This window comes from Erythrobacter sp., assembly GCF_039988855.1.
Lineage (GTDB): Bacteria > Pseudomonadota > Alphaproteobacteria > Sphingomonadales > Sphingomonadaceae > Erythrobacter.
Window position 1 is genome coordinate 163,408 of the sequence record NZ_JBDXIY010000017.1, and the last position, 25,040, is coordinate 188,447.

A 25,040-nucleotide genomic window follows, 5' to 3' on the forward strand; every position below is an offset into this window, starting at 1 on the left:
AAATTGGGGTTTTTTCAACGGCACTTGCGGCACTGTGCGGTTATGCCGACAGATCAATATCCTGCCCAAGGCCAAGATTTTTCGCAGTCGTAAGCGCCCCTAAACCTGCGGCTAGATCTTGCGCGGAAACGCCAAGGGATTTGTATATGGTGATCTCTTCGCGTGACTGGCGGCCCGGCCTTTGCCCAAGCGAAACTTGCCCAATTTCGCCCGCGATCTGTTCTTCGGAAAAGGCACCGCGCTCAATTGCCGCTAAGAGTTCCCCCGCCTGATCCATCGCCGATGGGATGAAGTCGGTATAAAAGGGTCCTGCACAAACTGTTTGCCAATCGGCCTCCGCAGCGTCCTTGATCGCAGCACCAACCAAATTAATATGGGTTCCTGGCTGCAGCCATTCGGCGTTAAAGAATGGCTCTTTGGCAGAGGTAATAGTACAAATAATATGTGCATCACTTGCAGCCGAGGCCAGATCAGTACTTACCTCTATTTCTTGCGGAACTAGAGCAGAATGTTTTGTTGCAAATTCATGGGCACGATCAGGATTCCGGGCCCAAACGGATATTTTTTCAAGTTTACGGACCGCATTAATGGCTTGCAAATGGTGCCGAGCTTCTTCTCCTGCTCCAACGATCAACAGTTTCGATGCATCAGGCAGGGCAAGCAGGTCAGTCGCTAATGCGGAAGCCGCCGAGGTGCGTATTGCGGTCAGTTCGCCTCCGTGCAGCATTCCAACCGGAAGGCCGTTTGTGCGATCGAAAATTATAACCATGCCGACGTGTGTTCCGTGCGGGCTGTTGTGGTCGCGTGGAAATTTGCTCACAATCTTTAGACCAAACGAACCCATTTCTCCGCCAAGAAATCCAGTCATCGCGGTTAGCTTACCGTCCGATCCGGGAATGTGAAGATATTGCCGCAATGGCATGGCGACATCTCTTTGAGACACCGCTTCCATGGCTTCTTTGATCAAAGGGATGCAAGCGGTATGGGTTAGCGCCTCCGCCGTTTGAGACTTATTGAGCACCAACATTAGTCGTCTGGCCTTTCACGCGGCGGAACAAAACGCATCATTTCCATGACCTCTTCGACGCCTTCTGGCCTGTCGAATGCTTCAGGCATTTCTTCGCCGGGCTGCCTAACCTTGCCAATGGCTTCAAACCAATTTTCCAAACCGGGTGGAAAGAAAACCCAGAAAAAGCGCATGTCGCAGTCGCCGGTGTTAGTCACCAAATGGCGAGCATAGCGCCCAAACAAAATGGTGCAGCCAGGCACGATATCAAAGTGCTCATCTTCGATTTCGCAAGTTCCTGTTCCTTCGTAGACAAAAATCAGCTCGTGGTTCTGTTTGTGTCCATGTTCCCGCACGTTGCACCCTGCTGGCAGCACTTGAATACCAGAGGAAAATCCATCGTAGGGCATGTTTTCCGGTGAGAGCTTTAATGAAACATAACCGCGGGAAGGCAAGGGCTGCCATCGATGTTGACCTTCATCGGGGCCAATAACGGCCCACCAAGGAGCGTTAGGGTCTTTTCTCATTTCAATTCCCCTTTAAGAAATTTGCTATAATTCTAACAAATTCAATAGGATGTATCTGCGGGAAAAAGTGCCCACCTTGTTCGAACCGGTGTTTAGCGGCATCTGGTACGCGTTCGGCCAACTCATCTGCATAATATGGCGGTACAATTTGATCATCATCAGCAGAGACAATCAAGGTTGGCAGATCAATTCCGCTAATCCTCTCCCTAAGATCATGCGCCATAACTGCGTCAATGCGTGATAGCTCAATTGCCTTATCTGGAAATTGGCGGAGCCGGTCCGTTTCGTTAGCGTATATTTTCGCTGCGTTGGAGTTAAAGTAACTGGGGGGGTGGGCTCTTAGAATGCCATCGGCCAGATACGCTTTCGGGCCAAGCTGACTTAGGATTGCGCGGCGTTGCTCAAATAGATTTAGGAAATACTGCGTGGGGCCAGCCCATGTTGCGCTTAAAACGATGCTTTTCAGGCGACCCGGATGATGGAGCGCCAGATGTTGAGCGATTGCACCGCCAGTGGAGTGCCCTACAAGGCTAGCTCGCTCAATCTGGCTTGCGTCCATCAACTGGATCACATCGTCTGCCATTTGCGATATCGAATAATCGATCTTGTCAGGTGAACTTGCCCCAGTGCCGCGATGATCGTGCGTGATCACACGAAATTCATTTGCTAATCTTGGCGCTATATCTGTCCAAAAGGCGGCTCGTCCCCCTAGCCCAGAAATGAGCAGTACGGGCTCTCCCTCGCCTGCATCCCAAGCCGCAAGACTTCCTGCAGTTACAGGAACAATCAACTGGCTTGAACTGTGCATCGCATTGCCTTTTGCCTGCTATCCTTGCCCACTCAGAAATGCTCCTGACCCGATCCTGTCTTTTAGGCGAGCGTCTGGGTTGAGCTTTGGATTGGCGTGTAGATTGCCGAGCGCGTTTTCTAATGCTTCTCCAACTGCGCCAAGCGCGGCTCCGGGGAATAGAGCTACGCTATATCCAATCTCCTGCGCTGTCTGGGCGTCGGTGATTTCGTCGGTAGGCCGGAGCAAATTGTGGAGGAGGGGAACGCGGTGGCCTAACTGCCCCACTAACTTTTCCATCTGAGCGCGCTTTGAAAGCGTTTCCACAAAAATCATATCGGCGCCAGCTTCGATGTAGAGGTTTGCTCTTTCCAGCGAAGCATCAAACCCCTCGCTGCTCATCGCATCCGTGCGCGCGCTGATGATGACATTTTGATTGATAAGGCTATCGCGGGCGGCCTTGATTTTGTCACTCATAGCCTCGGCACTTATCAATGGCCGTGACAATGGCTCTGCATTCGGTTTCACTTCTTGTTGATCTTCGATTTGAATTGCGGCGGCGCCCGCTCGTTCGAGGGCTTTGACGGTTCGCGCAACATTAAAGCGATTGCCAAAACCTTGGTCGGCATCAACGAAAATGGGAATAGAAATTCGCTCGCTAATTCGCGAGACGATCTCGCAAGTTTCGGTTGCTGTCAGCAGGCCGATATCTGGGCGAGCGAGATGCGCTGCGGCAAGAGCAGATCCAGAAACGAAGACTGCCTCGCATCCGGCCACTTCCGCATGGAAGGCACTAAACGCATCATAGATACCGGGCGCCACAAGGATTGCGTCGTCCGACAGTCGTTTGCGTAGATTGGAAGCTACGGTCATTCCGGGCTTTCAAGATAGGTAATTATATTAGCGCGGGCTTGGGGATCGGCTACTCCCGGGAACGCCATCATTGTGCCAGGGATCACGCTGGTGGGTCTGGTCAAGAACTTATCAAGATTGTCCTTTGTCCAAACTATTTCGCTGGCAATGCCGGCAGGAGAATGATTGAAGCCCGGTGATTTTCCGGCTGGGGCACCTACAATTCCGGCAAGTGATGGCCCGAGCAGGTGTTTGCCCGACTCTATTGAGTGGCAGCTTTGGCATTGTTGGAAGGCAATCTTGCCGGCGGTTGCATCGCCTACGATATTCGCAGTCTGCGCCGCTTGATCATCAACGTCTGAATTGGAACCGTCATCTTGCGTGGCGGCATTTGAGCAAGCAGTGGTAGCCAGGCAAAGGAAAAGGCTCACTGGCGCTGTCAGTTTGAATTTTCTAACCATAATCGTATTCAAACTCCATTCAATCCACACCAAGCCACTCAAGTAACAGATTGAACCATCCCTTTTTCTCACCAATCCGATAGGCGACTATTTTGTCGGAGAGGTCCGTCCCTAAAAGAGCGTTGCCGCCCGCGGTGACGACGACAAATTGCTCGCCATCAATTTCATAGGTCATTGGGACCGAGTTTACCGGCGCTGGTAATTCATTATCCTGCCACAATTGTTGGCCGGTGGTCACATCAATTGCGCGAAATGAATTGTCCATTCCCGCACCAACAAATATCAACCCCCCCGCTGTCATCATCGGTCCGCCGACATTGGGAGAGCCCCATTCCTCTGAGAGATGGAATGGACCAAACGGGATGCTGCCGAGCGGAGATTTCCATGCCTGCGTTCCTTTTGAAAGATCGATGGCCACCAATTCCCCCCAAGGTGGCGGCGTGCAAGGCACACCCCAGGAGGACATGAAAAACTCTTCATCAAGCCGATAAGGCGTTTCATTCAAGGGCTTTTGCAGAAATTCAATCGGAGAACCCAGTTCCCGTTCTTCATTGGGGTCGGCTGGTACCAATCTGATTATGCTTGCAAGATTTTGTGTCTTTACGATCAGCAAATTGCGCGAGGCATCATAAGATGCACCTCCCCAATTGCCGCCGCCCAAGGCAGAGGGTATTTGCAATGTTCCTTGGATGCTTGGCGGTGTAAAAATTCCCTCGTTGCGCAATTCATCAAACTGCGAAAGGCAAGACGCCTGGTCTATGGGGGTAAGCGCCCAGATGTCTTCGCGCGAAACCGTTTGCCGGGAAGACGGCTCCGGTGTGGTTGGAATTCTTTGGGTTGGTGCTGCAAATTCACCGGGAACATCACTCGCAGGTACGGCAATTTCCTTAAGCGGGAAGATCGGCTCACCCGTCATTCGATTGAATGTAAACACGAAGCCCATCTTGGTGATTTGAATGACGACCGGGACGGTTTCCCCATTGATCGACAAGTCGCTTAGGATGGGCTGCGAGGGTAAATCGTAGTCAAACAAGTCATGGCGAACCAATTGCTGGTGCCAGACTACTTCGCCCGTTTTCGCATCCAAGGCGACAACAGCATTGGCATATGGGATATCGACCTTACGCACGCCTCCATATGGGTCAACGCTTGGGCTTGAAGTTGGCAAAAACACCAGCCCGTTTTCATTATCTACTGATAACATCGACCAGACATTGGCACCGCCTGTTCGGTCGCTCAATTCCGGCGGAATGGGATTGAATTCCCAAACCAGCTTTCCTGTCCTAGAGTCTAACGCTCTGACGATACCATCGTCTGCATTAGCAAACATGTTATCGCCAACGCCTGAGCCTAATATCACAAGATTATCGTAAATCGCAGGCGGCGAGGTAAGGAAAAGTCCGGTTCTGCCTTTGTTGTCAAAATCGTTGACATTGATGATGCCGCCAGCTCCAAAATCAGGACACAAACTGCCTGTTTTCGCATCAATTGCAAAAAAGTTGCCAAATACATCTCCGCGGTAAATGCGCGCAGCACACGGTTTTTTCGAAGTCTCTGTCCCCTCATCTGCTGCGATGGCAACGCCGCGGCAATTTCCGGCAATGCGAGGCATTTCTTCAGATATGTGCTCATGGGCATCAAAGGCCCATCTTTGGGCACCTGTTTGCGCATCAAGTGCGAGCACGCGATTTAGCGGGGTGCAGATATAAAGATGCTTATTCCATAGAATGGAGGTCGCTTGAAACGATGTACCACCATCATAAGGAGAAGCATCAACAATGTCGCCTGTCTCGACCGACCATGCTCTGACTAGGTTTTGAACATTTGATGCGTCGATGGCGGTGGCGGCGGAAAATTGCCCTCCGCTCTCCTGGCCGCCAAATGAGGGCCAATCTGCATCGTTTTTGTTAGGTTCTGCATGGCTGAAAGAACTTGATAAAACCAAGCTGGTTAAGCCCAGCAATAGGCCGAGCAAAGCCTTAGATGATTTTTTGCGTGAAAAGCCAAGCCTCATCAATTCCAGGCCTGCAAACGAGTTGCTTGGGCGACCATGCCGCGCTCACTTGCGATTTTCAGCATGGGATGAGGCGGCATTACCAAGACCCTTTCAATAGCACCGACGGTCAAGCAAAGCGCCAGAGCATGACCTATCTTAATGTTGAACACGTCGGAGGTCCCAAGTTCAAATAGATATGCTTAATCAAACCATAGAATCAATCTAACAAGGATCTGGTTGTTGGGTGTTTGAATTGTAGGTAATGTCAGCTGACTATTTGTGTTGGAATGCGCTGCTAGCAGCGGCGCTTTTGAGAGAAAGGCGTATCAATGTCGTTGGAAACGCAGGAGCGCCCTAAGGTCGCTAAAGGTAAGCGGCCATACTTCTTTGATGATCCAAGTGTCGACAAAGTTCTTGCAATAGTAATGGCTCTTACAGGTGAGGTTTCTGTCCTAAGAGATCGGCTGGACACGCATGAAAAGCTGGCGGCTGATGAAATCTGGCCGACAGCGGAAAATGTCGAATCTTTCGAGCTTACCGAAGAGGTTGAGAACGAGCGTGATGGGCGCAGGTCCGCCTATCTGGGGCGGGTGATGCGGATTATCACTGAAGAGCTTGAGCGGCTGAAGCGGGATGCATCTGCAGGTTAACCTAAGCGCCTTCTGCGAGAGGCCGAATATGCGGCGCGGTTGGGGCTGTTTTGCTTTAATGAACTGTGACAATTTGCTTGCTTGCTATGGCGCACAATCCAGATAGGTTGTTTCCATACGAAGGGTTTTTTGACTGGATTCAATAGGTCTTGGCTCCACCAAACTTGAAGGAGTAGGCTGTGGATTTACGCCAATTGAAATATCTCGTCACTTTGGCTGATGAGCATCATTTTGCCCGGGCTGCCGACAAGTGCTTTGTCACGCAGCCAACTTTGTCCGCTCGGATTCGTCAGCTTGAGGATGAGTTCGGTGTGCCGCTGGTCATTCGCGATCATCGATTTCGAGGACTGACTCGATTCGGTGATCGGGTTGTTGATTGGGCCAGCGTTGTATTGAATGATTGTGATGCATTAAAACAAGATTTCTCACGGATTAGGAAAGCTGGTGAAGGGGTAATCTCGATTGGTATCGTGCCCTCCGCATCCCCACTAGCATCCTTACTTCTGTCGTTTATGCGTCTCCAAGACATTCCTATTTCAACCGATATTCAGACACTGTCAGCTGTTGAAGTTGCGCGAAGAGTGTCCCAAAAAAACCTCAGTTTGGGGATTTCTTACTCGTCAGCAATCGAAGGTGAGAATTTTCGGACATTCCCGTTGACCACAGAAAGTTATGTCGCGTTCAAATACGGGTCGGTTGGTGCAAGTTTGCCCACTTGTTTGTCATGGGCTGATTTGTCCAAGCACGAATTGTGTCTGCCGACAGACAGTGTGCCTGGCAGGGCATTGATCGATATCTGTCTTACTGAACATTGCGAAAACCCGGATGTTTCGCTTGAAACTGACTGTTGGCTCACGATGCTCCAAGCGGTTCGTCGCAATGGCTTGGTGGGTATCGCCCCTAGCCATGTGATGGGCATTCTCTCGATCCCAGCTGGTACGTCCGTTTATCCTTTACCGGCCCCCAAAGAGCCTCTCGAATTGACCATTATTGCTGATGCTGATGCTCCAGAAGAGCCTGCTTTAGAGAAGGTCTTGGCCGCTTTGGGCGAATTTAGAGACTTCTTTGAATCTGAATCAACGGCATTCGAGGGGTTGGATTGAGAAGCCTGAAACAGTCTTTCTCAATGGACTAATAGGCATCTTGTATTGGACCAGCGGGTAGGCATGTGTAGCATCCGTATGACTTTGAACCAGCCTTCTTCACGCGGAGCAAGCCGATGCCAACCAATAACAGCAACCGATTAGAACACACCACTGATTCGTTAGCTTACGAAGTCGAGCGTGCAGTTTTTTTTGATCATCCGGCAATGGATGCATTGGTGACGAGTTTTGTGGCGATGGGGTCCGAAGTATGGAGCGCACAACGCCGCATCAAAGTGCTGGAGTCTGTATTAAAAGATCAGGGCGTATCCCTTGATTTGATTGATGAATATCAACCCACCGATGAAGAAACTACCGCTTGGCGAACTGAGCGCGATCAGTTTATCCGGCGCGTGTACGGGGCACTTGAGCAAACTAGCGCGGCAACAGCGAAGTATGGTCCAGGCATGGATAGCCTACGGCAGGAGGGGTAGGGCATGTTCAATCGTCGTAATGTTTTATCGACCGCCGCTTACGGCTCGGTATTTGCTTGGTTGTTCGGCTCGAGACAAGCGAATGCCGCCACTGAGGTTTCTGGAGAAGCTTCCACTGGAATTGCAAAACAAGGCCCTGCGAAGAAAGTAGTGGAGTTAATGCCTAATGCTGATCTGGCGGGGCGAATGGACTTCCATGCGGGTTTCTTGGGTTGGTCTATTAATGACTTCGAGAGAACTTCCTCCGCTCGCCTAGATAGCCTCTTGCGCGAAAAAGGAGTTAATCCAGACGCAGATGTAGATCTAATCCCATTGCTTGATGACATCCGCTCCGATCCCGTCATGGCAATGCGGATGCGTACTTGGCTTAGCAATCAGCATTTGATGCTTGGCGGTCTTGAGGCTTCGCTTGGACTTGAGGCTGATCGTTACTTTGACGAAATGGAAGCAGCTGAGGCCAGACATCCCGAACGGATTGAACTGAACCCTGATATGAAAATGCCGACTTATGCAAAGCATGAGATCCACCTGCAAAAGGGCGGCTATGTTGGCAATCCTTTGGCGGGCTATGTCAATTACCACTATGGCAATATCTTGTATGAAGCGCTTTTTGGTAGCAATGTCCAAGATCAGCGTATCGCTCAAATGGCTAACGCTGTTCCTCTACCAGAAGATGGTGAAGTGGGTCGGGCACTCGATATGGGCTGCGGTACGGGGCGTCTTGCGTATGGCTTGAAAAACCGTTTCCCGAATGCAGAGGTTACTGGCATCGATATCGCCGGGCCAATGGTGCGTTTCTCGCATAAGCGCGCGGTGGACCTTGAGATTGATTGCACCTTCGCCCAGCGTAATGCTGAGAGCACTGGGTATCCAGACAATCATTTTGATGTGATCGCTTCAAATATCCTTCATCATGAGATTGATGCGGCTGCCACTGACAATGTGATTGCAGAGGCATTTCGGATTTTGCGGCCAGGTGGGGTCTTTTATCCGATCGATCATGCGACCGGCAAGCAGGCTCCCCAGACTACGGCGAAGACCAAGTTTTGGGCGTTCAATGATCGCGCCATCAATAATGAAGTATGGCGCGATGCTTTCGAAAGCCGGGATTTTGCAGAATTGGTTCGCAAGGCCGGTTTTGTGGTTGATGAATCACTGCGTCCCGCTGTTTGGGGAACTGGATCGATCAAGGCTGTTAAACCCGCCTAAGTTGGAACGAATATGCCTTTGGCAGTTCACCTTTTCGGTCGACAGGCTGGCGTGCGGGCAGGTCGATGCAAGGGGGTTTTGAGGGATAAATGATCAAAAGATACTTGCCGAACCCGGTTCATATGTCGTGGGGTTTTGGCACCTTTGGCACCCTCACAATGATCAACAGTGTGACTACGTTATACTTGTTTTTCCTCGTTAGTGTTGTTGGAATTGCACCGGCCCTTGCCGGTCTACTGATCTTTGTTTCCAAGATTTTTGACGTAGTGACCGATCCTCTAATGGGTTGGATTAGCGATCGCACCCGCACGCGATGGGGCCGGCGGCGTCCATACTTATTCGGGTCGAGCTTCTTATGCGGCACAGCGATGGTGCTGCTCTTCAATTTGCCTGATTTTGAAAGCTCATTCTGGCAGGCTGCCTATGTTGAGTTTGTTTTGTTGTTTTTTGCACTCGCACTAACAACTTTCAATGTCCCATACCTCGCGATGCCGGCAGATATGACGGATGACTATACTGAGCGTTCGACGATCATGTCCTATCGCGCATTATTCATGGTTTTCGGAACGTTTACTGGCGGCGCAATTGCTGGTCTGATTGTTGGCAAAATGGGCGGTGATGAGGCGGCCTATGGCTTGGTCGGCTGGTTCTTGGCTGCTGTTGCTTTTGTGACTATGATGATTTGCGTGATCGGCACACGAAAAGCACGTTTCATTGCGGCTATCAAAATCGTGAAAGTCCCGTTTAAAGAACAGGTTCGGTTCTTTTTGATCAATAAGCCTTTCCTTGTGCTAGGTGGCATTAAGGTGGCTCAATTCTTGCAGCTGGCAGTTGGCGGCAGCTCAATCCTATTTTTCTTTGTTCAAGTCCTGGGAAAAGGGGAGGCTGCGTTGCTTCCGTTCGGCTTGTTCTACATGGGGGCCTCAATTATGAGCATCCCTTTTTGGCTCAAACTGATCAGACGTTTTGGCAAGCGTGAAGTGTTTATGGCTGGTCTCGTGTTGCAAGCTTTTGCGTTCATGAGTTGGGCGCTTGCCTCCCCTGTGGAACACGATTGGATATTTTATCTGCGAGCCGCTGCCCTGGGCGGCACCATCAGCGGTATCGTGATTTGCGGACAATCTATGATCCTCGATGTGGTGGAATATGATCGCAGAATTAGCGGTATTCACCGAGAAGGTGTTGCCTCTGCTGCTTTCAGCTTTCTTGAAAAAACAATGTATGCAGCCGGCCCCGCTCTCCTCGGCATTTTGCTGTCGTATTACGGGTTCGATAATTCTCTGTCGCGCGATGTTGCGCAATCAGACAGCGCGCTGTTCGCAATAACTTTGGGCATGGCTTGGATACCGGGTATTTGCAGTCTCATAATGTTCGTCGGTTTGATTTTCTATGATTTAAGCGAGCAGAAGATTGAGAACACTCCGGATGCTGGCATCCAATCGTAGGTGGCTGGCTCGACTTTTGAACGAGGGATGGCGCTAAACTGGTGAAACTTTGGCCATTGCTTGGCTAGAATGTTATGCGAAGAATGTTGTCGTTCTTCCCATTGAACTCTGAGGTTCAAAGCAAATGCCATCATTGCCCCGCATACGCGGCAAAAATGTTATCTTGGGTCGAAAGCTTGATCCTACTTTGCCGATCCCGCTTTACCACCAAGCATATTCCGTATTGCGCGATGCGATTAGCGATGGGACCTGGGCAACGGGTGATCAGATGCCGAGCGAGGCTGCACTATGTGAAACCCTAGGCGTCTCGAGAATTACGATAAAGCGTGCACTCTCAGAATTGGCAATGGAGGGTTTGGTAAGCCGGCATCGCGGCCGCGGAACTATCGTCAACGCGCATAAGTCCATCGGGTTGGTCCGTGCCGATTTTGGCGAGATGATGAAAGACCTGCTTGATGTGGTTGACCAGACCCAGGTAGATCTTCTGAGGGCTGACAACGCCATTCCTTCTCCGCAAATCGCGGAGGAGCTGGGCTTGAGGGACGGCGAAGAGGCGTATGAGGTTTTTCGCCGGCGCCTTATGGATGGAGAACCCTATGTCTACTCCATCTCATATATCCCTGCGGAGGTCGCGGCCAAATTTCCGACGCACGGAACCGAACAGACGTCGATGCTCCAACTGCTCACGGACGCAGGGCATGCGCCGCATGAGGCGTTTCAGCGCATGACAGCCACGTCTGCAGACCAAGAAATCGCAGCGCAGCTCGATTTGGAAATTGGTGATCCGGTGCTCAAGGTCGTGCGGGTGTTTAAGACCCAAAGCATGCGGCCGGTCCAACACACAGTCATGTATTTCAGGCCGGATCGATATGAATACACATTGGTGCTGCCTGCGACGCATGCAATCGATTAGTAAGCCTGATGGTTAGACCTAATCACCTGTGTCCGCACAATTTTGCCATGCAGAGCAGATTTGCGAGCCAGTGGCACTCCAAATGTCATTGCGAGCCATCAGCCGGCTTAAAAGGTCACGCAAGAATTTGATCCGAAACGGTTGCCCGATGATGTAAGGGGTCAGGGCCAGATGCAGCACACGGCCACCATAGGTCTCCGCCTCGTTGGACAACAAATCTGCAGCACCAATGATCTGCTCGGACCAAATATTCTCATCTTGGCCCAACATGGTGAGGCATTTCCTGTCCTCCATCTCATCGGTATAAGGCATGGCTATCGGCCCATCATTCATCACATAGGGCATATCATCATTGCCCCAATCTGCGGTCCATTCGATCCCTGCGCTTTTCAGCAAGCTAAGCGTCGCGTCGCTTTGCCCTCTGCCGGGGGACATCCAACCCTTTGGCGTTACGTTGCGGTCAGCCCAAGCCGATAGGCATGTCTCAATTTGCTTGTTTTCTGCAAGAACGTCCATCCCGCCATAATGCACCGCATTCATATCAGTGCCCAAAGCCGCGATTTCCCAGCCTGCGGATTCAATATCATCGATAAGCGCGGGCGTGCGATTGATTGGAGCGCTGTTGGCAAATGCGGTTACGTTGACGCCGGCATGAGCCAAGGCATCCATAAGCCGATAAATAGCGACCCGGTTGCCGTAATCGCGCGCAGTGAATGTGCGGTAATCCGGGAATGGCGTGGCCATATGCCCCGCGGCACGAAAGCCGTCTTGATTGGGAGTTAAAGGGAAAAACTCTGCGGCTACAGTCACCCATAGGGCGACCTTTTTTCCGTCTGGCCAAGTGATCTTGGGCTGTTCAAAAAGGTTCGCTGCTGGATAAAGGTCGTGATCCATCCCTTTGCGGCGCATGGGGTATTCCATGAATTCCGTATCAAGTGTCATCCGAACCTCCGCCGGCTGCGATGTGGGCTTTCGCCTCATCATAATAATTGGCTAAATAATGGTCAGCGATATCGCCTGCCCGGGTGATCCAAATGTCATCCTTGTGCTCTTCGGCATAACGCAGGATTTCATCAAACGGCCCCATCCTGTGCGAACGGCCAACCAGATATGCGTGAATTGGAATGCACATGACCGTGCCTGAGGTGCCGCCTTCTTCCAACAAAGTGTCAAACTGACGTTTCAACACATCGGTGTATTGTTGGGGGGACTGACCAAACACATTGTAGGCATAATGGTCGTTCACTTCCAATGAATAGGGCATCGACACCAATGGGTTGCCCGGAACATTGAGAGGCTGAGGCTGGTCATCCTGAAATAGGTCACAAGAATATGTGAAACCCAGTTCGGCCAGCAATTCAATCGTATGCACGCTATGCGTTAGCGCAGGGGCAAGATAGCCGCGCACGCGCTGACCAGTTGCCGCTTTCACGGTGTCGATCGCATGCTGCAGGGTCTCACGCTCCTGCTGTTTGTCCATCCCATAGGTATAACGGGTGTTATAGGCTCCATGAGAGAAAAACTCCCAACCCAGCCCATTCACCTGTTCAATCATTTCAGGGAAGTGATCGCACATCGCCACAGATAGGCTGACAGTGCCGGGTATGCTGTATTTCTCCATCGCTTCGATCAAACGCCAATTGCCAACCCGGTTGCCGTGGTCGCGATAGGCGTAATTGACCACATCCGGATTGGGACGCGGCCAAGGGCTGCGATGCGGGTTTTTGGGCGGGTGAAGTTCGTAAAACTCAATATTGGGCGCGACCCAGAAAGCCATTTTTTTGCCACCGGGCCAAGTCACTTTTGGACGACCTCGATAAGGCCAATGTCCATAGAGTTTTGGATCTTGCATTTTTGCTCCTGAACCTATTCTCAATTGTCAGAACCCGAAGGTCCATATCTCTCACTTTCGGCCAACATTTCTGGCAGACCGATACGCTGGTTAAGGCCAGCGAAACTTAGCATTTCATCATTGCACGCGGCAGTGGACCCATTTTCAAACAGAGTTTGCAGCAGCTTTTCCGCTGCAAAAATGGTCGCTCGGGCAAGACTGCCCGCGGTGATTACCAATGAAAATCCAGCTTTATGCAGGGCATCTGCATTTTGCACAGCTGGATCGCCACCATCCACCATATTGGCCAAGAGCGGGATTGATCCTGACAGGCGCTGGCCAACTATGGTCAGATCATTGCCGGTTTTTGGGGCTTCAACGAACAACACATCTGCGCCAGCTTCTTTATAGGCATTGGCGCGGTCCAAGGCTGCTTCTAACCCTTCGACGGCGATCCCATCAGTCCGGGCAATGATAAGCGTGTCTGAGCTTGTTTTGGAATCGATCGCGGCTTTCACCTTGCCGACCATTTCCTGCGTGCTGATCAGTTGTTTGCCAGCAAGGTGGCCGCATCGTTTGGGCATTTTCTGATCTTCAAGCTGGATCGCATTGGCGCCTGATCGTTCAAGCACTTTGACAGTGTGTGCGACATTCAAGGCATTTCCAAAGCCTGTGTCCGCATCCACAATCAGGTCTATTTCCACCCGTTGGCGCATGCGTTCTACGGCATCCGCGAGCTGGGATAGGCTGACGAAGCCCAAATCAGGGCGGCCCAGCATAGTGTAAGAGATCGAAGCGCCTGAGATATAGGCGGCAGAGAAGCCAGCCTGCTGCGCCATGAGCGCGGTAAGGGGATCATAGACGCCGGGCGCAAGCACCATATCGGGACCGTTTATATCCTGCCTTAATGGCATTTATCGTCCCATCCTTTGCTTCAGCTGAGCCATCAATCCGCCTGCGCTGACAAGCTCGATTATATGCGAAGGCATGGGCTGAAAAGCGTGCTCTGAACCGTCCTTCAAAAGGCAAATATTGCCACTGCTAAGATCAAGCCGCAGCAATTCTCCAGCAGCCACCCTGTCCGATAAATCGATCGCCACTACCGGCAGTCCAATATTGATCGCATTGCGATAAAAAATGCGCGCAAAGGATTTGGCCAAAACAGCGCCAACGCCCAATGTGGCGAGCACCATCGCCGCCTGTTCCCGGCTTGATCCCAGACCGAAATTGGCGCCGCCAACCACAATGTCGCCGGGCTTTACCAATTTCGCGAAGTTTGGATCGACAGCTTCGAGGCAGTGCTGTGCAAGCCCTTCGGGTGACTTCTTCATGGCATAGCCCGGGGCAAGGACATCCGTATCGATACCATCCCCAAAAACCCACGCTGCCCCCTCAACAATCATGCCGTGAGCCTCTCCTTTTCAGCGAGAAGTGGTGTCAGCTCATCCGGATCGGTAATTCTGCCAGTAATTGCAGATGCTGCCACCGTATAGGGAGAGGCGAGATATACAGAAGCATCCTTGTGCCCCATCCGGCCTTGAAAATTGCGATTTGTCGTTGAAATGCACACTTCCCCCTGCGCCACGATCCCTGCGCCCATTCCAGCGCAAGCTCCGCATCCAGATGGCAGCAATATCGCGCCTGCGCCCGTCAATGCCGCCAATGTTCCATCGACCGCAGCCTTCTCTGTTACTCGCACAGTCGCTGGCGCAACCAATAGGCGGGTTGTCGGTGAGACCTTGCGGCCTTTTAAGATGGTCGCCGCCATCTGGAGATCTTCCAATTTTGCGCCGACACAGGCTCCGACATAGCATTGATCGACTGCGACCTGCGCAAACTCCTTAGCCAGTTTCGTGTTTTCAGGTGCGTGCGGCGCCGCGACTTGGGGAACAAGCTGGCTTGCATCAAGCTTTATCGTTTTCACATATGTGGCGCCTTCATCGGCAACCCATTGTTCCGCGCCGTGCCAGTCGCCGCCCGTGTCTTTGAGCGCCTGAATAGTCACTGCATCGACGCCAATGATGCCTGCTTCTGCACCAAGTTCTGCGGCCATATTGGACAGTACAAGCCGTTCTGACATCGACATCGAAGCCACTGTTGAGCCACAAAATTCGACTGATTTGAAGCTGTTTTCCATACCCATCTCGCGGCACAACCAAAGCATGACATCCTTGGCGGTTACATGTTCGCCAAGTTCGCCATCAATCTGAACCTTGATTGTTTCCGGAACAGTTGTCCAAGTTTCGCCCGTGATCGCGATTGCGGTTGTATCAGTCGCCCCAAATCCGGCCGCATAGCAGCCGAATGCACCGGCTGTTGGCGTATGGCTGTCACCGCCCGCGACGAACATTCCCGGGCGCAGCAATCCGCGTTCGGGCATAATCGCGTGAGAAATCCCCTGCATATCAAAGAAGTTTTTGACCCCGTATTCCCGCGCAAATTGGCGAGAGGTCGCAAGAATTTCTGCCGATTGCGCATCCACTGCTGGAACGTAGTGATCAGACACCACCACGACTTTGTCTGGATCCCACAACTTTGCGTTGAACTCTTTCAGCCTTGGTCCCCATTTGCGCGGTCCCGAAGCATCTTGACCCATTAATAAGTCGACAGAAACGGTGACGAGCTCTCCTGGCATAACATTTTCCCGACCACATGCTTTGGCGATGATCTTTTGGGTCAGGGTCATTTGGGGAGGTTGTGCCATTGTCATAGGTCTACTTTCCTATGCGAGGTGAGAGCGCAGGACATCGCAGAACTAAATGAGGGGCTGGTCATAGAAGGCATAATAATATACCAATATATTAATTGATGCCGGACGACAAGGTGCGCTCAAGCCAAGTTCAGAGCCGAGCCAACACTTCTGAGGCTAGATGTTTGAGGCAAGGCTTTGCTCAGGGCGGATTTCGGGAGTTGGAGTTATGGAAGATTCGCCATTGCCACTTGCTGGTGTGAGGGTTTTGGATCTGTCGCGGGTTTTGGCTGGGCCATGGGCAACGCAATTGTTGGCCGATTATGGCGCGGATGTCGTAAAGATCGAAAAGCCGGGGACTGGCGACGATACCCGAGGCTGGGGGCCGCCATACACCGCCAATGGCGAGGCAGCCTATTTTCATGCTGCCAATCGAAATAAGAAATCTGTTGCGATAGACATGGCCTCAGGTGAAGGAGCGCAATTGATCCGTGATCTTGCTAGTCAAAGCGATATTGTTGTCGAGAACTTCAAAGTCGGCGGGTTGGCAAAATATGGTTTGGATTATGCCAGCGTATCTGCCGAGAATCCCAAAATTGTATATTGTTCGATCACTGGTTTTGGTCAAACTGGGCCCAACAGCCACCGGCCCGGTTATGACTATTTGATCCAAGCTATGACCGGACTGATGTCTGTGACGGGACAGCCTGATGGCAGCGCGGGGGCGGAGCCAATGAAGGTTGGTGTTGCTGTCTCGGATCTGTTTACCGGCCTTTATGCAACCACGGCCATCCTTGCCGCATTGCGCAATGCGGAGGCTATCGGGATGGGTTGCCAGCTCGATGTCGCGCTTCATGATTGCCAACTGGCGGCATTGGCCAATCAGGCAGCCAATTTTCTGGCAACCGGGGTTCCACCCCAGCGGCTTGGCAATGCCCATCCCAGCATCGTGCCATATCAAGTGTTTGACACAGGCGACGGTCATATTGTTGTGGCAGTCGGGAATGACAGCCAATTTCAAGCATTTTGCGAGTGCTTAAACCGGCCTGATATTGGTGCGCGCGAAAACTGGCGCACGAACAAGGGGCGGGTCGAAGACCGGGCAAACCTCATAGCGCTCATCTCTCCCTTACTCAAAACGCGCACTACACAAGAATGGGCCGAAACCTTCAATTCTGGCGGCATTCCGCACAGTCCAATCCGGTCGGTTGGCGAAGCATTGCAGTCCGACCAAGTCGCGGCCCGTTCGCAGATTTCGGACCACGCAGAGGGCCTGCGCACCGTGGGGCAGCCGGTCCCATTTCCGGGTCAACCCAATGAACCACCTCCATTGCTAGGCGCGCATACCGATCAAGTCTTGCGTCAATACCTTGGCTTTGATGGTAGCAGTATGGACAATTTGCGAACGATTGGAGCGATCGGATGAAATCTTCTACACCTGCATTCTGTAAGGGCCTTTTGGCCTACTTGATCGGCTCTGCTTTGTTGAGTGTCCCCGCCTCGAGCCAGAGCGGACCTACAGCAGTGCCGAAGGATCCGGAGCCAACTTCTGAGGCATATATCGCAGCATTGTGCACATTGGCAGGCGACTGGTCCGGTAAATTTGAGCAGTATCAGGAAGGTGAGCTTGTTCGTTCAGCGCCGGTGGAGGTTGGATTTCAATGCCAGCCGGGCAATGATCTTTTGATTGAAACAAACACCTTTGTTCCGGAACAGGGCGATGCTTTCTCGACTCTCAAAGTGATTTTCCCTGGCGAAAAAATGATCAGCGAAAGCCTGGAACGAGCTACTAATGGGGGCAATGACCATGCATCAAAAATGCAGATGTCGTACTTCTATGGAGGGATAGGAAAAATCTATTTCTTCAAGGCGGTCAGACTTACCTATGATGATGCCCAGAATTGGGAAGCGGCTCGTCAATCATCGGAATTAGTCCATGCAACAGATAATGCGCCCTCTGAATCGCGCTACACTCATATTCGTAATGGCAATGAATTTACGATGATCCGTGAGCTGAGATCCGAACGGAGCGCAGAATCTTGGAGGCTTTCGTCCAAGCTCACATTGAGTCTTGAACCGTGAATCTTAAGCGGAAAATGGCCAGGTCTTGTGCGTTGGTCATGCTGGGGCTGAGTTCTGCCTGCGTGCCTATCGAAATGCCGACTGACACGACTGCCGCGGTGCCTGCAACAGCGGTGCCGCACGCGGCAGACACCGAAGCTCATCCCAAAATTAGCTTGGCGGACCTACGCGAGAAATATCAAGTTGCATCTTCGCGTTATATCGATTTGGATGGAGTGAATTTGCATTACGCGGACGAAGGGGCAGGCCAGCCTGTATTGCTTCTCCCTCCATCATTTCTCAATTTCAGAGCATGGGACGGTGTCGCTCAGGCCCTGGTCGATAACAATTACCGTGTTATCCGGCCTGACTTTCCGAGCACAGGATTAAGCGGTCTGGACGCATTGGCGAAAGGCGATGAGCCGGTCGATTTTTTCAACCGCAACGCTGAGATCGTAGCCAAATTGGTGGATGAGCTCGATCTTGGGCAAGTGTATGTTGTTGGAACATCGAGCGGCGCGATGGCTGGATTCCGCTTTGCATCTTATCATCCAGAAATGGTCAACCGTTTGGTTCTGATCAATTCTGCCGGTTTGCCTCGTACAAGACAAAGCAATCCCAACCGTGATCGGGCGGAAGAAAGGCAATGGGCAAGGATGGCTGTGAAGCCCCCAGAATACTGGGCGAATTTGCTTTCTCGGAATTTCTTTGAACCGCAAGAGGCGCCCGATTGGCTGGTGTCATTAGCCTATGACGTCAACCGGAGATCGGAAGAGGTCGCGCCAGGATCTTATGCTTTCAAGACTGGTGATCCTAAATCGATCCTAGCAGGTGTCACTGCTGCTACCCTTATACAATGGGGTAAATCCAACCCTACAGTTGTGCATCTTGATGCCGATGTTTTTGAACATTGGATGACCGGCGCGCCTACGTTAATCCGCAAATATGACGGACTCGGCCACTATCCCTATCTCGAAAACGAAGAGCTGATCGTGAGCGATATTTTGGCGTTCCTTAGCGGGGGAATGGACAATGAGCTTCGACAGACGCTTCGGGTCAAACCGGATACCCAATGATCCCCGCGTAGCAGAAGCAAGAGAGAAATTCAGATGAGAAAACCTAACTTACTTATCGACCGCCGGCAGGCGATGGTCGGCGGGCTATCGGCGGCATTGATTGCAGGTTGCTCGCCCCGGGGGGCATGGTTGAGTACAGAAGTGGATGTCGTCGTGATTGGTGGGGGGATGGCCGGAGTTGCCGCCGCTCTCACATTGGAAGAGCAAGGCGTCAAAGTTCAAATTGTTGAGGCGGATAAGCAGTTAGGCGGTCGGTGCTTCAGCCTAAGAACCCAAGATGGAGCATTTGATTGCGGGGCAACGACAATTGGCCCCAATTATGGTTCGGTTCTGTATCATGCCAATCGCGCTGACGTGCCTTTTATCGCGCCGAATTCTAAGGACGGCTTCAGCTATCATATCAATGGGCAGTTTGTTCATCCGAATGCTTGGCAAACATCTTCGGCCAATCTGATGGTCGGAAAAGAGCGCGGCCTTCTGCCAGAACAGTTGGAATTTCCAATTGTTATGCAGCACAATAAGATCCAAGATATCCATAATTGGAATGCTGATGAACTGTTGGCTTTCGACGTTCCTCTCGGCCAATATTTGAAAGAGAACGGCGTATCAGAAGAGGCTCTGCGCCTCATCGACCTCACTTCGAACACGATGGGTCTCGACCAAACCTCTGCGTTGTTTCAGATGCGCGAATTCGCCGGAATCGCGCCGCCGAAGGAAGACGATGCAGTGCGCGAGGTTTATGATGCTGCAAACGGGCCACCGGGGTTCTACAATGTCGAAGGAGGGATGCTTACACTGATTGAGCGTATTTCCGAAAACTTGAAGTCAGAGCCGATTTTGGGCGATGCGGTTTCGGCAATCAATGTTGAAAAAGACGCGGCGACGGTGACCTTGGCAAGCGGAAAATCGATCCGCGCAAAGAGCGTCATTTGCACCGTGCCCTATTCAGCCATGAGTTCGATAGCAATTACGCCAGCCCCCACCGGGCCTAAAAAGGTCGCCCTCGAAAATTCACTATACACGCTGACTACCCATGTGTTCTTCATACCTACACAGCCATATTGGGAAAAGGATGGGCATCCAGCCGGGATGGTCAGCGACGATATTGTCGAGAGGGTGATGGCAAATCATGATAAAGATGGGAAGGTTGCTTGGCTTGACGTTTGGATCAACGGTACCGCTGCTGCTGAATTTGATAAAATGGAAGAAAAGGAGATGGTTGGATTTGTTCAAAGGCGATTGGGCGAATTAAGACCATCTATGAAAGGCGCGCTTTCGCCAGTGGGAGCCTATAGTTGGGGGCGTAATCCCTATGTTCGCGGCAATAAGCATGTGATGCGGCCGGGCGATGTACGGGGAATGTCGAATTGGATGGCAACGCCCATTCTTGACCGCTTGCGTTTTGCAGGGGAGCACACAAGAACCACACAGGCTGGACTAGAGGCAGCTGCTGCATCCGGAATGCGCGAAGCGGTCGCATATATGGAGATGTTCGCTTAGATTATGCACTCTGCTGATGAGCACGCCCCAGTTCTCGGGGCGGCTCAACAGTCAGGGCATTGCTACATCCTTTTCAGCCACATTCAGTGATTTAGGCGGCAGTGTTTTTTAAGTCTTTTGGGTGCCGACGATTGTGTAATAGCCGATGCCAATTACGACACCTTCGGCACGCTTTGCCTTCATGACTTCAGGCATAGTCTTAGGCAAATGAATGCTCTCGATCTGCTTCATGAAGAAGTTTTCGACGGGAAAACCAGCATCCTTGTATAGTCCGCCAAGATCTTCATCCTGAAGACCACCCATATACGGCTCGTTGTTGTAATGTGCGTTCCATTCGCAAAGATACTGACCGAACGGATCATCTGCACCCACAACATCCATATGGATCATCAAGCCGCCCGGTTTTAACAACCGATGGCATTCCTCAATGATGTTTTTGAGGGCTTTATGCGATGTTTCATGCATTAGAATATGCGAAACGATGAGATCGAATGACCCGTCCGGATAATTGGTTTTTTCAGCATTCTGTTGACTGAAATGAACGGCCTTCCCGAGCGACTTTGCGCGGTAATGCCCATACTCTAGGCAGGGTGCTGCTACGTCAATGGCGTGCACTTCTGCCCCGGGGAAAACATCCAAATATGGGATGGAGCTATGACCGATCGTACAGCCCATATCCAAGACTGACTTTGGATCAAAATCTGGGTGGTTTTCTTTGATCCAGCTCGCCAGCGAAAGACCCATATCATCAGCAAGCGGCCCCGTTTTCCCATGGAAATACACGTTCACTGTGCGATCAAACTCTGCGCCTGCCAAGAAGTCAGTGTCATCGGTCTTCGTATGATAACCGCCCGGCTTACAGTGGATGTCTGCATTGGTGTGGTATTTTGGAATTTCAAGTCTAGGGTCAAGCTTTAGCGAACCCGGAGCATTGTCTAGCTTCGCTGCTTTTGCCTTCAGGTTCGGCATCTGACGTTCAATGCTGGGACGGACCGTGTGGTACATCATTTCTTGGCTCGTCCGCATAAGGGAGCCCCACATTTGATTAAATGGCTGTTCGCCCAGCGCCTCGCGCACTTCCTTGCGAGTTTGTGGCGGGCGCCCAAGTTTTTTTTCAAACTCAGGAATGACCTTCTGTTTGTACAGAATGTCATTGCCGGGCATCACCCTCTCATAAATGTGCATCATAAAACTGCGCAAGAAAGCCTGCTGCGACTGTTCATCATGGTTCGCTTCAGGAAACATGTCATGCACTTGCTTGTTCATCGTCTACCTTCCGGTTCTCGCGTTCGATTGCGTCAACACGCCTGAACAACTCTGTTGGTGCTCTGGCTGCCTTGCAAGGATCGCTGCTGATTTTTCGAACATAATCTAATTCCCGGAAACGTCCTATTTGTCTGTTTCTATCGAACGATTGAACTGGCCAATTGGACAATAGAAGCAGACACTGCCTACTCTCGGCCAGGCACGATTAATTCGATGCCATCGTTAAATAGGCCATACAATGTCAGCATTCGAAGAATTTGATTTCATCATCGTTGGAGCTGGATCTGCCGGGTGCGTCCTAGCTGAAAAGCTCTCGCAAGACGGCACGCATACCATTGCCGTTGTTGAAGCAGGCGGCAAAGACTCCTCGCTTGTGGTGAAGATTCCTGCAGGGGCGATGAAAGCGGCCGGCAATCCTGACTTCGATTGGTGTTACGTATCCGAGCCCGATCCAACGCGCAGCGGACGCACTGACGCTTGGCCGCGAGGGCGAGTGGTCGGCGGCAGTAGCTCTACAAATGGCCAACTGTATGTCCGCGGTCAGGCCGAAGATTATGACGCTTGGGCTGAACAAGGCAATGCGGGCTGGTCATATGATGATGTCTTGCCGTACTTTAAGGACATTGAAGGTTACGCAGAAGAGAGCGTGAGCGACCTTCGCGGCACGAAAGGCAATCTGCATATCGAAAAGCTTCGCAAGCCGCATAGGCTTAGCGATGTATTTGTGGAGGCGGCGGCGGAAACTGGAATCCCGGCAAACCCCGATTACAATGGCGCGAGCCAAGAAGGCGCAGCTATCGTCCAAGTCACGCAAAAAAGAGGCTGGCGACAGAGCTCATCCAAAGCGTTTTTGAAACCCGCCCTGCAGCGCAAAAATGTGCATCTCATTGTAAATGCCCTTGTCGAGAAAATTGATCTCGATGGCAATGTTGCGCGCGGTATTACCTATACAAGCGGCGGAGAGATCAAGGCTCTCCGCGCGCGGCGTGAAGTTATTTTGGCCGCTGGTGCAATTGGTTCTCCGCAATTGCTCATGCTCTCAGGGATTGGCCCTGCAGATCATTTGAAAGCTCTTGGTATTGACGTGAGCGCCAATCTGCCAGGCGTTGGTCAAAACCTCCAAGAACATTCCGGCGTTTGGATTGTCCAACAAGTTGCCGACAATGTGCGCACCGTGAATCAAGAATACAATTTCGCAGGCGCTGTGCGTAACGGCCTACGCTATTTGATGGATGGAACCGGTGCCGCTGCCAGCCCGCCAGCGCAAGCAACCGCATTTATTCGTTCTAGTGACAAAGAACCAAGCCCTGATGTCCAAGTCCTGTTCACGCCGTTAGGCTATACGATCGATGGGCAAAATGTTGTGCCAATGAGCACACCTGCGATGATGTGCGTCCCGACCGTTTGCCATCCCGATAGCCGCGGTGAGATCAAGCTTTCTGCGGCAAATGCAGCAACAGCGCCTTTGATCCTGCCGCAATTGTTGAGCGATGATAGGGATTGTGCGCGGTTACAGGCTGCATGCGAATGGGTGCGCAAGGTCTTTTCTGCTCCTTCCATGAAGCCATATTCCGTGACGGAGCAATTCCCTGGCCCTCAAATATCAACCGATGAAGAGTGGCGTGAATTATTCCGCGCAGCGGCGGGGCCAGTCTATCATGTGACCAGCACATGCGCGATGGGATCAGACAAGCAGAGCGTTGTCGATAGCCAATTGCGAGTTCATGGAATCAAGAACTTACGCGTAGTCGATGCATCGATTATGCCGCGCATCACAAGCGGCAACACCAATGCCCCTGCGATGATGATTGGCGCAAAAGGAGCGGACCTTATCCTTCAAGATATCTAATCGGCTGATATCAACGCTGTAGAGACAAATTGAGAGCGGCGTTGATGGAGTTTAGTAGCGGCAAACTGCAAAATTTGCGTTCGCTATTTAATTTCTGAGCGGCTGTAGCGATCAACTTTTGACCATGCGCCTATATTAGCTCATGGTTTTAAGAGAATTTTTCCACGCACCTGCCCCGCCTTAGATAGATGGAGCGCCGCGTTCACCTCGGCCAATGGCATTAGCGCAGCAATGCGCGGCTCCGGTAAAACGTCATACTCAGCCATCAAACGGGACAATTGTTCGCCGTTTGGTTGTACAGAATAGCGGATCGCCTTTGCCGAATTTTCGAGCGCGCGCACCTCATCAACTGGCTGTACAATCGATACCAAGGTTCCGCCTTTAGCCAAACTCCGATAGCCTGCTTCTATTGCAGGACCGCCAGAGGCATCGAGTACAAAGTCATACTCTTGCTCGGCTGCCTGTTGGGGCGGCAAGACATTGGCCCCAAGAGCGGTGACATATGCCGAATTGCTAGCAGAGCAGATTGCATCTACTCGGCTACCTCCATTATTGAGTAGCGCAACTGCAATTGAACCCACCGCACCTGAAGCCCCGATAACAAGCGCGCTTCCGATTGGTCCTTCATGGAGGCCTATGGTTTGGGCCGCAGTGAGCGATGCAACGCTAAGCGATGCCGCATGTTCGTCAGCCATTTGAGCCGGAACCAAGGAGCATTGGTTGGCGGGAACATCTACTCGATCGGCAAACCATCCACCCCGTAATAGGCTGGAATGAGCCATAACGCGCTGCCCTGTTTGAAAGCCCTTAACCCCTTCGCCAACCGCTTCGACAACTCCAACACCTTCGCACCCAAGAGAGTGCGGAAATTGAAACGGAAGCGCGGCAAGAATACCATCGCGAATCTTCCAGTCGACAGGATTGACCGCGATCAATGTTGGTTGAATGCGCACTTCATCATGACCGACTTCGGCTAGGGGCGATGTTACCGAACAAAGCTCCACTGCTTCGCCAAACTCTTGGATTTGAAACGCTGTTCGTGTGCTTGCGGTCTCGTCAGTGTTAACGACCGCTAACGATGATTTAGAACTTTTCTCTCGAATTGGTCTTAGCGAAGAGTATTCAGCAGAGTCGTAAAAACGCTTTAAAGCAGCCTCATTGGCAAATTCGATCATAACAAAACGGCTCCGAAAGTCGCTGCCTTCAAGGACAGCGACCGGCTTGCCTTTGATAATGTATTTTCCGCCTGCTGCCTCGACAAGGGAGGGGTTGAACGACCGATAAAGACTGTAAGCCTCGGTGTCTTCAATATCTATTGTGCCAATCAGATAGGCGGGCATGAAATT

The 25,040-nt window shown here is 51.7% G+C and carries 24 protein-coding genes; 11 read left to right on the plus strand and 13 right to left on the minus strand.

The genetic code is table 11. The annotated features are described in order from the left end of the window. Nucleotides 1-40: 40 nt before the first annotated feature. Genes ABJ205_RS11370 through ABJ205_RS11395 form a run of 6 tightly spaced genes read right to left on the minus strand, consistent with a single transcriptional unit; the run spans nucleotide 41 to nucleotide 5,578 of the window. Complete coding sequence (locus ABJ205_RS11370; RefSeq protein ID WP_348160146.1) at nucleotides 41-1,027, minus strand: ornithine cyclodeaminase family protein; 987 nt, start codon at nucleotides 1,025-1,027, stop codon at nucleotides 41-43. After that, nucleotides 1,027-1,533 carry a cupin domain-containing protein gene (locus tag ABJ205_RS11375; RefSeq protein WP_348160147.1) on the minus strand — a complete coding sequence of 169 codons (507 nt, stop codon included), beginning with the start codon at nucleotides 1,531-1,533 and terminating at the stop codon, nucleotides 1,027-1,029. Before ABJ205_RS11375 ends, ABJ205_RS11370 begins: the two co-directional genes overlap by 1 nt. 1 nt (nucleotide 1,534) lies before the next feature. Then, entirely contained in the window at nucleotides 1,535-2,341 is an 807-nt protein-coding gene (locus ABJ205_RS11380; RefSeq protein ID WP_348160149.1) for an alpha/beta hydrolase, read from the minus strand. 18 nt (nucleotides 2,342-2,359) lie between these two features. Next, the gene (locus tag ABJ205_RS11385) at nucleotides 2,360-3,193 is read right to left on the minus strand and encodes an isocitrate lyase/PEP mutase family protein (RefSeq protein ID WP_348160151.1); all 834 of its coding nucleotides are present in this window, start codon (nucleotides 3,191-3,193) and stop codon (nucleotides 2,360-2,362) included. Next, nucleotides 3,190-3,663 carry a c-type cytochrome gene (locus ABJ205_RS11390; RefSeq protein WP_348160152.1) on the minus strand — a complete coding sequence of 158 codons (474 nt, stop codon included), beginning with the start codon at nucleotides 3,661-3,663 and terminating at the stop codon, nucleotides 3,190-3,192. Before ABJ205_RS11390 ends, ABJ205_RS11385 begins: the two co-directional genes overlap by 4 nt. Then, nucleotides 3,653-5,578, minus strand: coding sequence for a pyrroloquinoline quinone-dependent dehydrogenase (locus tag ABJ205_RS11395; protein WP_348160154.1), 1,926 nt, complete (start codon nucleotides 5,576-5,578; stop codon nucleotides 3,653-3,655). The genes ABJ205_RS11390 and ABJ205_RS11395 overlap by 11 nt, the downstream gene beginning before the upstream one ends. A 380-nt stretch (nucleotides 5,579-5,958) precedes the next feature. Between ABJ205_RS11395 and ABJ205_RS11400 the strand changes: the two genes are divergently transcribed. The 6 genes from ABJ205_RS11400 to ABJ205_RS11425 all read left to right on the plus strand — a co-directional run bounded on the left by ABJ205_RS11400 (nucleotide 5,959) and on the right by ABJ205_RS11425 (nucleotide 11,422). After that, nucleotides 5,959-6,279: a hypothetical protein gene (locus ABJ205_RS11400; RefSeq protein ID WP_348160155.1), complete on the plus strand. Its 321-nt coding sequence runs from the start codon at nucleotides 5,959-5,961 to the stop codon at nucleotides 6,277-6,279. A 179-nt stretch (nucleotides 6,280-6,458) separates the two neighbouring features. Beyond that, nucleotides 6,459-7,382 (plus strand): LysR family transcriptional regulator, encoded by a 924-nt coding sequence (locus ABJ205_RS11405; protein WP_348160156.1) that lies wholly within the window; start codon nucleotides 6,459-6,461, stop codon nucleotides 7,380-7,382. Between the two features lie 116 nt (nucleotides 7,383-7,498). Further along, nucleotides 7,499-7,855, plus strand: coding sequence for a hypothetical protein (locus ABJ205_RS11410; protein WP_348160158.1), 357 nt, complete (start codon nucleotides 7,499-7,501; stop codon nucleotides 7,853-7,855). A gap of 3 nt (nucleotides 7,856-7,858) precedes the next feature. After that, entirely contained in the window at nucleotides 7,859-9,064 is a 1,206-nt protein-coding gene (locus tag ABJ205_RS11415; protein ID WP_348160160.1) for a class I SAM-dependent methyltransferase, read from the plus strand. 122 nt (nucleotides 9,065-9,186) lie between these two features. Beyond that, nucleotides 9,187-10,509, plus strand: coding sequence for an MFS transporter (locus ABJ205_RS11420; protein WP_348160187.1), 1,323 nt, complete (start codon nucleotides 9,187-9,189; stop codon nucleotides 10,507-10,509). Between the two features lie 124 nt (nucleotides 10,510-10,633). Beyond that, on the plus strand, nucleotides 10,634-11,422 hold the full coding sequence (locus ABJ205_RS11425) for a GntR family transcriptional regulator (RefSeq protein WP_348160161.1): 789 nt from the start codon (nucleotides 10,634-10,636) through the stop codon (nucleotides 11,420-11,422). A gap of 18 nt (nucleotides 11,423-11,440) precedes the next feature. On the opposite strand, the gene ABJ205_RS11430 is transcribed toward ABJ205_RS11425, so the two are convergent. From ABJ205_RS11430 to ABJ205_RS11450, 5 genes are read right to left on the minus strand one after another with little or no spacing between them, the layout of a single operon-like run. Beyond that, nucleotides 11,441-12,364: a polysaccharide deacetylase family protein gene (locus ABJ205_RS11430; protein ID WP_348160162.1), complete on the minus strand. Its 924-nt coding sequence runs from the start codon at nucleotides 12,362-12,364 to the stop codon at nucleotides 11,441-11,443. Further along, entirely contained in the window at nucleotides 12,354-13,274 is a 921-nt protein-coding gene (locus tag ABJ205_RS11435) for a polysaccharide deacetylase family protein (RefSeq protein ID WP_348160163.1), read from the minus strand. The genes ABJ205_RS11430 and ABJ205_RS11435 overlap by 11 nt, the downstream gene beginning before the upstream one ends. A 20-nt stretch (nucleotides 13,275-13,294) precedes the next feature. Further along, nucleotides 13,295-14,167, minus strand: a complete 873-nt coding sequence (locus ABJ205_RS11440) for an oxaloacetate decarboxylase (protein ID WP_348160165.1) — start codon at nucleotides 14,165-14,167, stop codon at nucleotides 13,295-13,297. Beyond that, entirely contained in the window at nucleotides 14,168-14,656 is a 489-nt protein-coding gene (locus ABJ205_RS11445; protein WP_348160166.1) for a 3-isopropylmalate dehydratase, read from the minus strand. Beyond that, a complete protein-coding gene (locus tag ABJ205_RS11450; RefSeq protein ID WP_348160167.1) occupies nucleotides 14,653-15,963 on the minus strand; it encodes a 3-isopropylmalate dehydratase large subunit in 1,311 nt (436 codons plus the stop codon). The genes ABJ205_RS11445 and ABJ205_RS11450 overlap by 4 nt, the downstream gene beginning before the upstream one ends. A gap of 208 nt (nucleotides 15,964-16,171) precedes the next feature. Here ABJ205_RS11450 and ABJ205_RS11455 point away from each other — a divergent pair, with 208 nt between their 5' ends. Genes ABJ205_RS11455 through ABJ205_RS11470 form a run of 4 tightly spaced genes read left to right on the plus strand, consistent with a single transcriptional unit; the run spans nucleotide 16,172 to nucleotide 20,579 of the window. Next, nucleotides 16,172-17,368, plus strand: a complete 1,197-nt coding sequence (locus ABJ205_RS11455) for a CoA transferase (protein WP_348160169.1) — start codon at nucleotides 16,172-16,174, stop codon at nucleotides 17,366-17,368. After that, on the plus strand, nucleotides 17,365-18,024 hold the full coding sequence (locus ABJ205_RS11460) for a hypothetical protein (RefSeq protein ID WP_348160171.1): 660 nt from the start codon (nucleotides 17,365-17,367) through the stop codon (nucleotides 18,022-18,024). The genes ABJ205_RS11455 and ABJ205_RS11460 overlap by 4 nt, the downstream gene beginning before the upstream one ends. 14 nt (nucleotides 18,025-18,038) lie before the next feature. After that, a complete protein-coding gene (locus tag ABJ205_RS11465) occupies nucleotides 18,039-19,079 on the plus strand; it encodes an alpha/beta hydrolase (protein WP_348510056.1) in 1,041 nt (346 codons plus the stop codon). A gap of 33 nt (nucleotides 19,080-19,112) precedes the next feature. Then, entirely contained in the window at nucleotides 19,113-20,579 is a 1,467-nt protein-coding gene (locus ABJ205_RS11470; protein WP_348160174.1) for an NAD(P)/FAD-dependent oxidoreductase, read from the plus strand. A 108-nt stretch (nucleotides 20,580-20,687) separates the two neighbouring features. On the opposite strand, the gene ABJ205_RS11475 is transcribed toward ABJ205_RS11470, so the two are convergent. Continuing rightward, nucleotides 20,688-21,845 (minus strand): class I SAM-dependent methyltransferase, encoded by a 1,158-nt coding sequence (locus ABJ205_RS11475; protein ID WP_348160176.1) that lies wholly within the window; start codon nucleotides 21,843-21,845, stop codon nucleotides 20,688-20,690. Between the two features lie 238 nt (nucleotides 21,846-22,083). Here ABJ205_RS11475 and ABJ205_RS11480 point away from each other — a divergent pair, with 238 nt between their 5' ends. Then, on the plus strand, nucleotides 22,084-23,694 hold the full coding sequence (locus ABJ205_RS11480) for a GMC family oxidoreductase N-terminal domain-containing protein (protein ID WP_348160177.1): 1,611 nt from the start codon (nucleotides 22,084-22,086) through the stop codon (nucleotides 23,692-23,694). Between the two features lie 140 nt (nucleotides 23,695-23,834). On the opposite strand, the gene ABJ205_RS11485 is transcribed toward ABJ205_RS11480, so the two are convergent. Beyond that, nucleotides 23,835-25,034 carry a DUF1330 domain-containing protein gene (locus tag ABJ205_RS11485; RefSeq protein ID WP_348160178.1) on the minus strand — a complete coding sequence of 400 codons (1,200 nt, stop codon included), beginning with the start codon at nucleotides 25,032-25,034 and terminating at the stop codon, nucleotides 23,835-23,837. Nucleotides 25,035-25,040 lie beyond the last annotated feature (6 nt).

Bases quoted from the DNA above. Each gene is read 5' to 3' on its own strand.
- ABJ205_RS11450 (WP_348160167.1), bottom strand. From the start codon at position 15,963: ATGACAATGGCACAACCTCCCCAAATGACCCTGACCCAAAAGATCATC.
- ABJ205_RS11460 (WP_348160171.1), top strand. From the start codon at position 17,365: ATGAAATCTTCTACACCTGCATTCTGTAAGGGCCTTTTGGCCTACTTG.
- ABJ205_RS11385 (WP_348160151.1), bottom strand. From the start codon at position 3,193: ATGACCGTAGCTTCCAATCTACGCAAACGACTGTCGGACGACGCAATC.
- ABJ205_RS11440 (WP_348160165.1), bottom strand. From the start codon at position 14,167: ATGCCATTAAGGCAGGATATAAACGGTCCCGATATGGTGCTTGCGCCC.
- ABJ205_RS11410 (WP_348160158.1), top strand. From the start codon at position 7,499: ATGCCAACCAATAACAGCAACCGATTAGAACACACCACTGATTCGTTA.
- ABJ205_RS11415 (WP_348160160.1), top strand. From the start codon at position 7,859: ATGTTCAATCGTCGTAATGTTTTATCGACCGCCGCTTACGGCTCGGTA.
- ABJ205_RS11430 (WP_348160162.1), bottom strand. From the start codon at position 12,364: ATGACACTTGATACGGAATTCATGGAATACCCCATGCGCCGCAAAGGG.
- ABJ205_RS11370 (WP_348160146.1), bottom strand. From the start codon at position 1,027: ATGTTGGTGCTCAATAAGTCTCAAACGGCGGAGGCGCTAACCCATACC.
- ABJ205_RS11475 (WP_348160176.1), bottom strand. From the start codon at position 21,845: ATGAACAAGCAAGTGCATGACATGTTTCCTGAAGCGAACCATGATGAA.
- ABJ205_RS11470 (WP_348160174.1), top strand. From the start codon at position 19,113: ATGAGAAAACCTAACTTACTTATCGACCGCCGGCAGGCGATGGTCGGC.
- ABJ205_RS11375 (WP_348160147.1), bottom strand. From the start codon at position 1,533: ATGAGAAAAGACCCTAACGCTCCTTGGTGGGCCGTTATTGGCCCCGAT.
- ABJ205_RS11420 (WP_348160187.1), top strand. From the start codon at position 9,187: ATGTCGTGGGGTTTTGGCACCTTTGGCACCCTCACAATGATCAACAGT.
- ABJ205_RS11400 (WP_348160155.1), top strand. From the start codon at position 5,959: ATGTCGTTGGAAACGCAGGAGCGCCCTAAGGTCGCTAAAGGTAAGCGG.
- ABJ205_RS11435 (WP_348160163.1), bottom strand. From the start codon at position 13,274: ATGCAAGATCCAAAACTCTATGGACATTGGCCTTATCGAGGTCGTCCA.
- ABJ205_RS11380 (WP_348160149.1), bottom strand. From the start codon at position 2,341: ATGCACAGTTCAAGCCAGTTGATTGTTCCTGTAACTGCAGGAAGTCTT.
- ABJ205_RS11480 (WP_348160177.1), top strand. From the start codon at position 22,084: ATGTCAGCATTCGAAGAATTTGATTTCATCATCGTTGGAGCTGGATCT.
- ABJ205_RS11425 (WP_348160161.1), top strand. From the start codon at position 10,634: ATGCCATCATTGCCCCGCATACGCGGCAAAAATGTTATCTTGGGTCGA.
- ABJ205_RS11455 (WP_348160169.1), top strand. From the start codon at position 16,172: ATGGAAGATTCGCCATTGCCACTTGCTGGTGTGAGGGTTTTGGATCTG.
- ABJ205_RS11445 (WP_348160166.1), bottom strand. From the start codon at position 14,656: ATGATTGTTGAGGGGGCAGCGTGGGTTTTTGGGGATGGTATCGATACG.
- ABJ205_RS11485 (WP_348160178.1), bottom strand. From the start codon at position 25,034: ATGCCCGCCTATCTGATTGGCACAATAGATATTGAAGACACCGAGGCT.
- ABJ205_RS11465 (WP_348510056.1), top strand. From the start codon at position 18,039: ATGGCCAGGTCTTGTGCGTTGGTCATGCTGGGGCTGAGTTCTGCCTGC.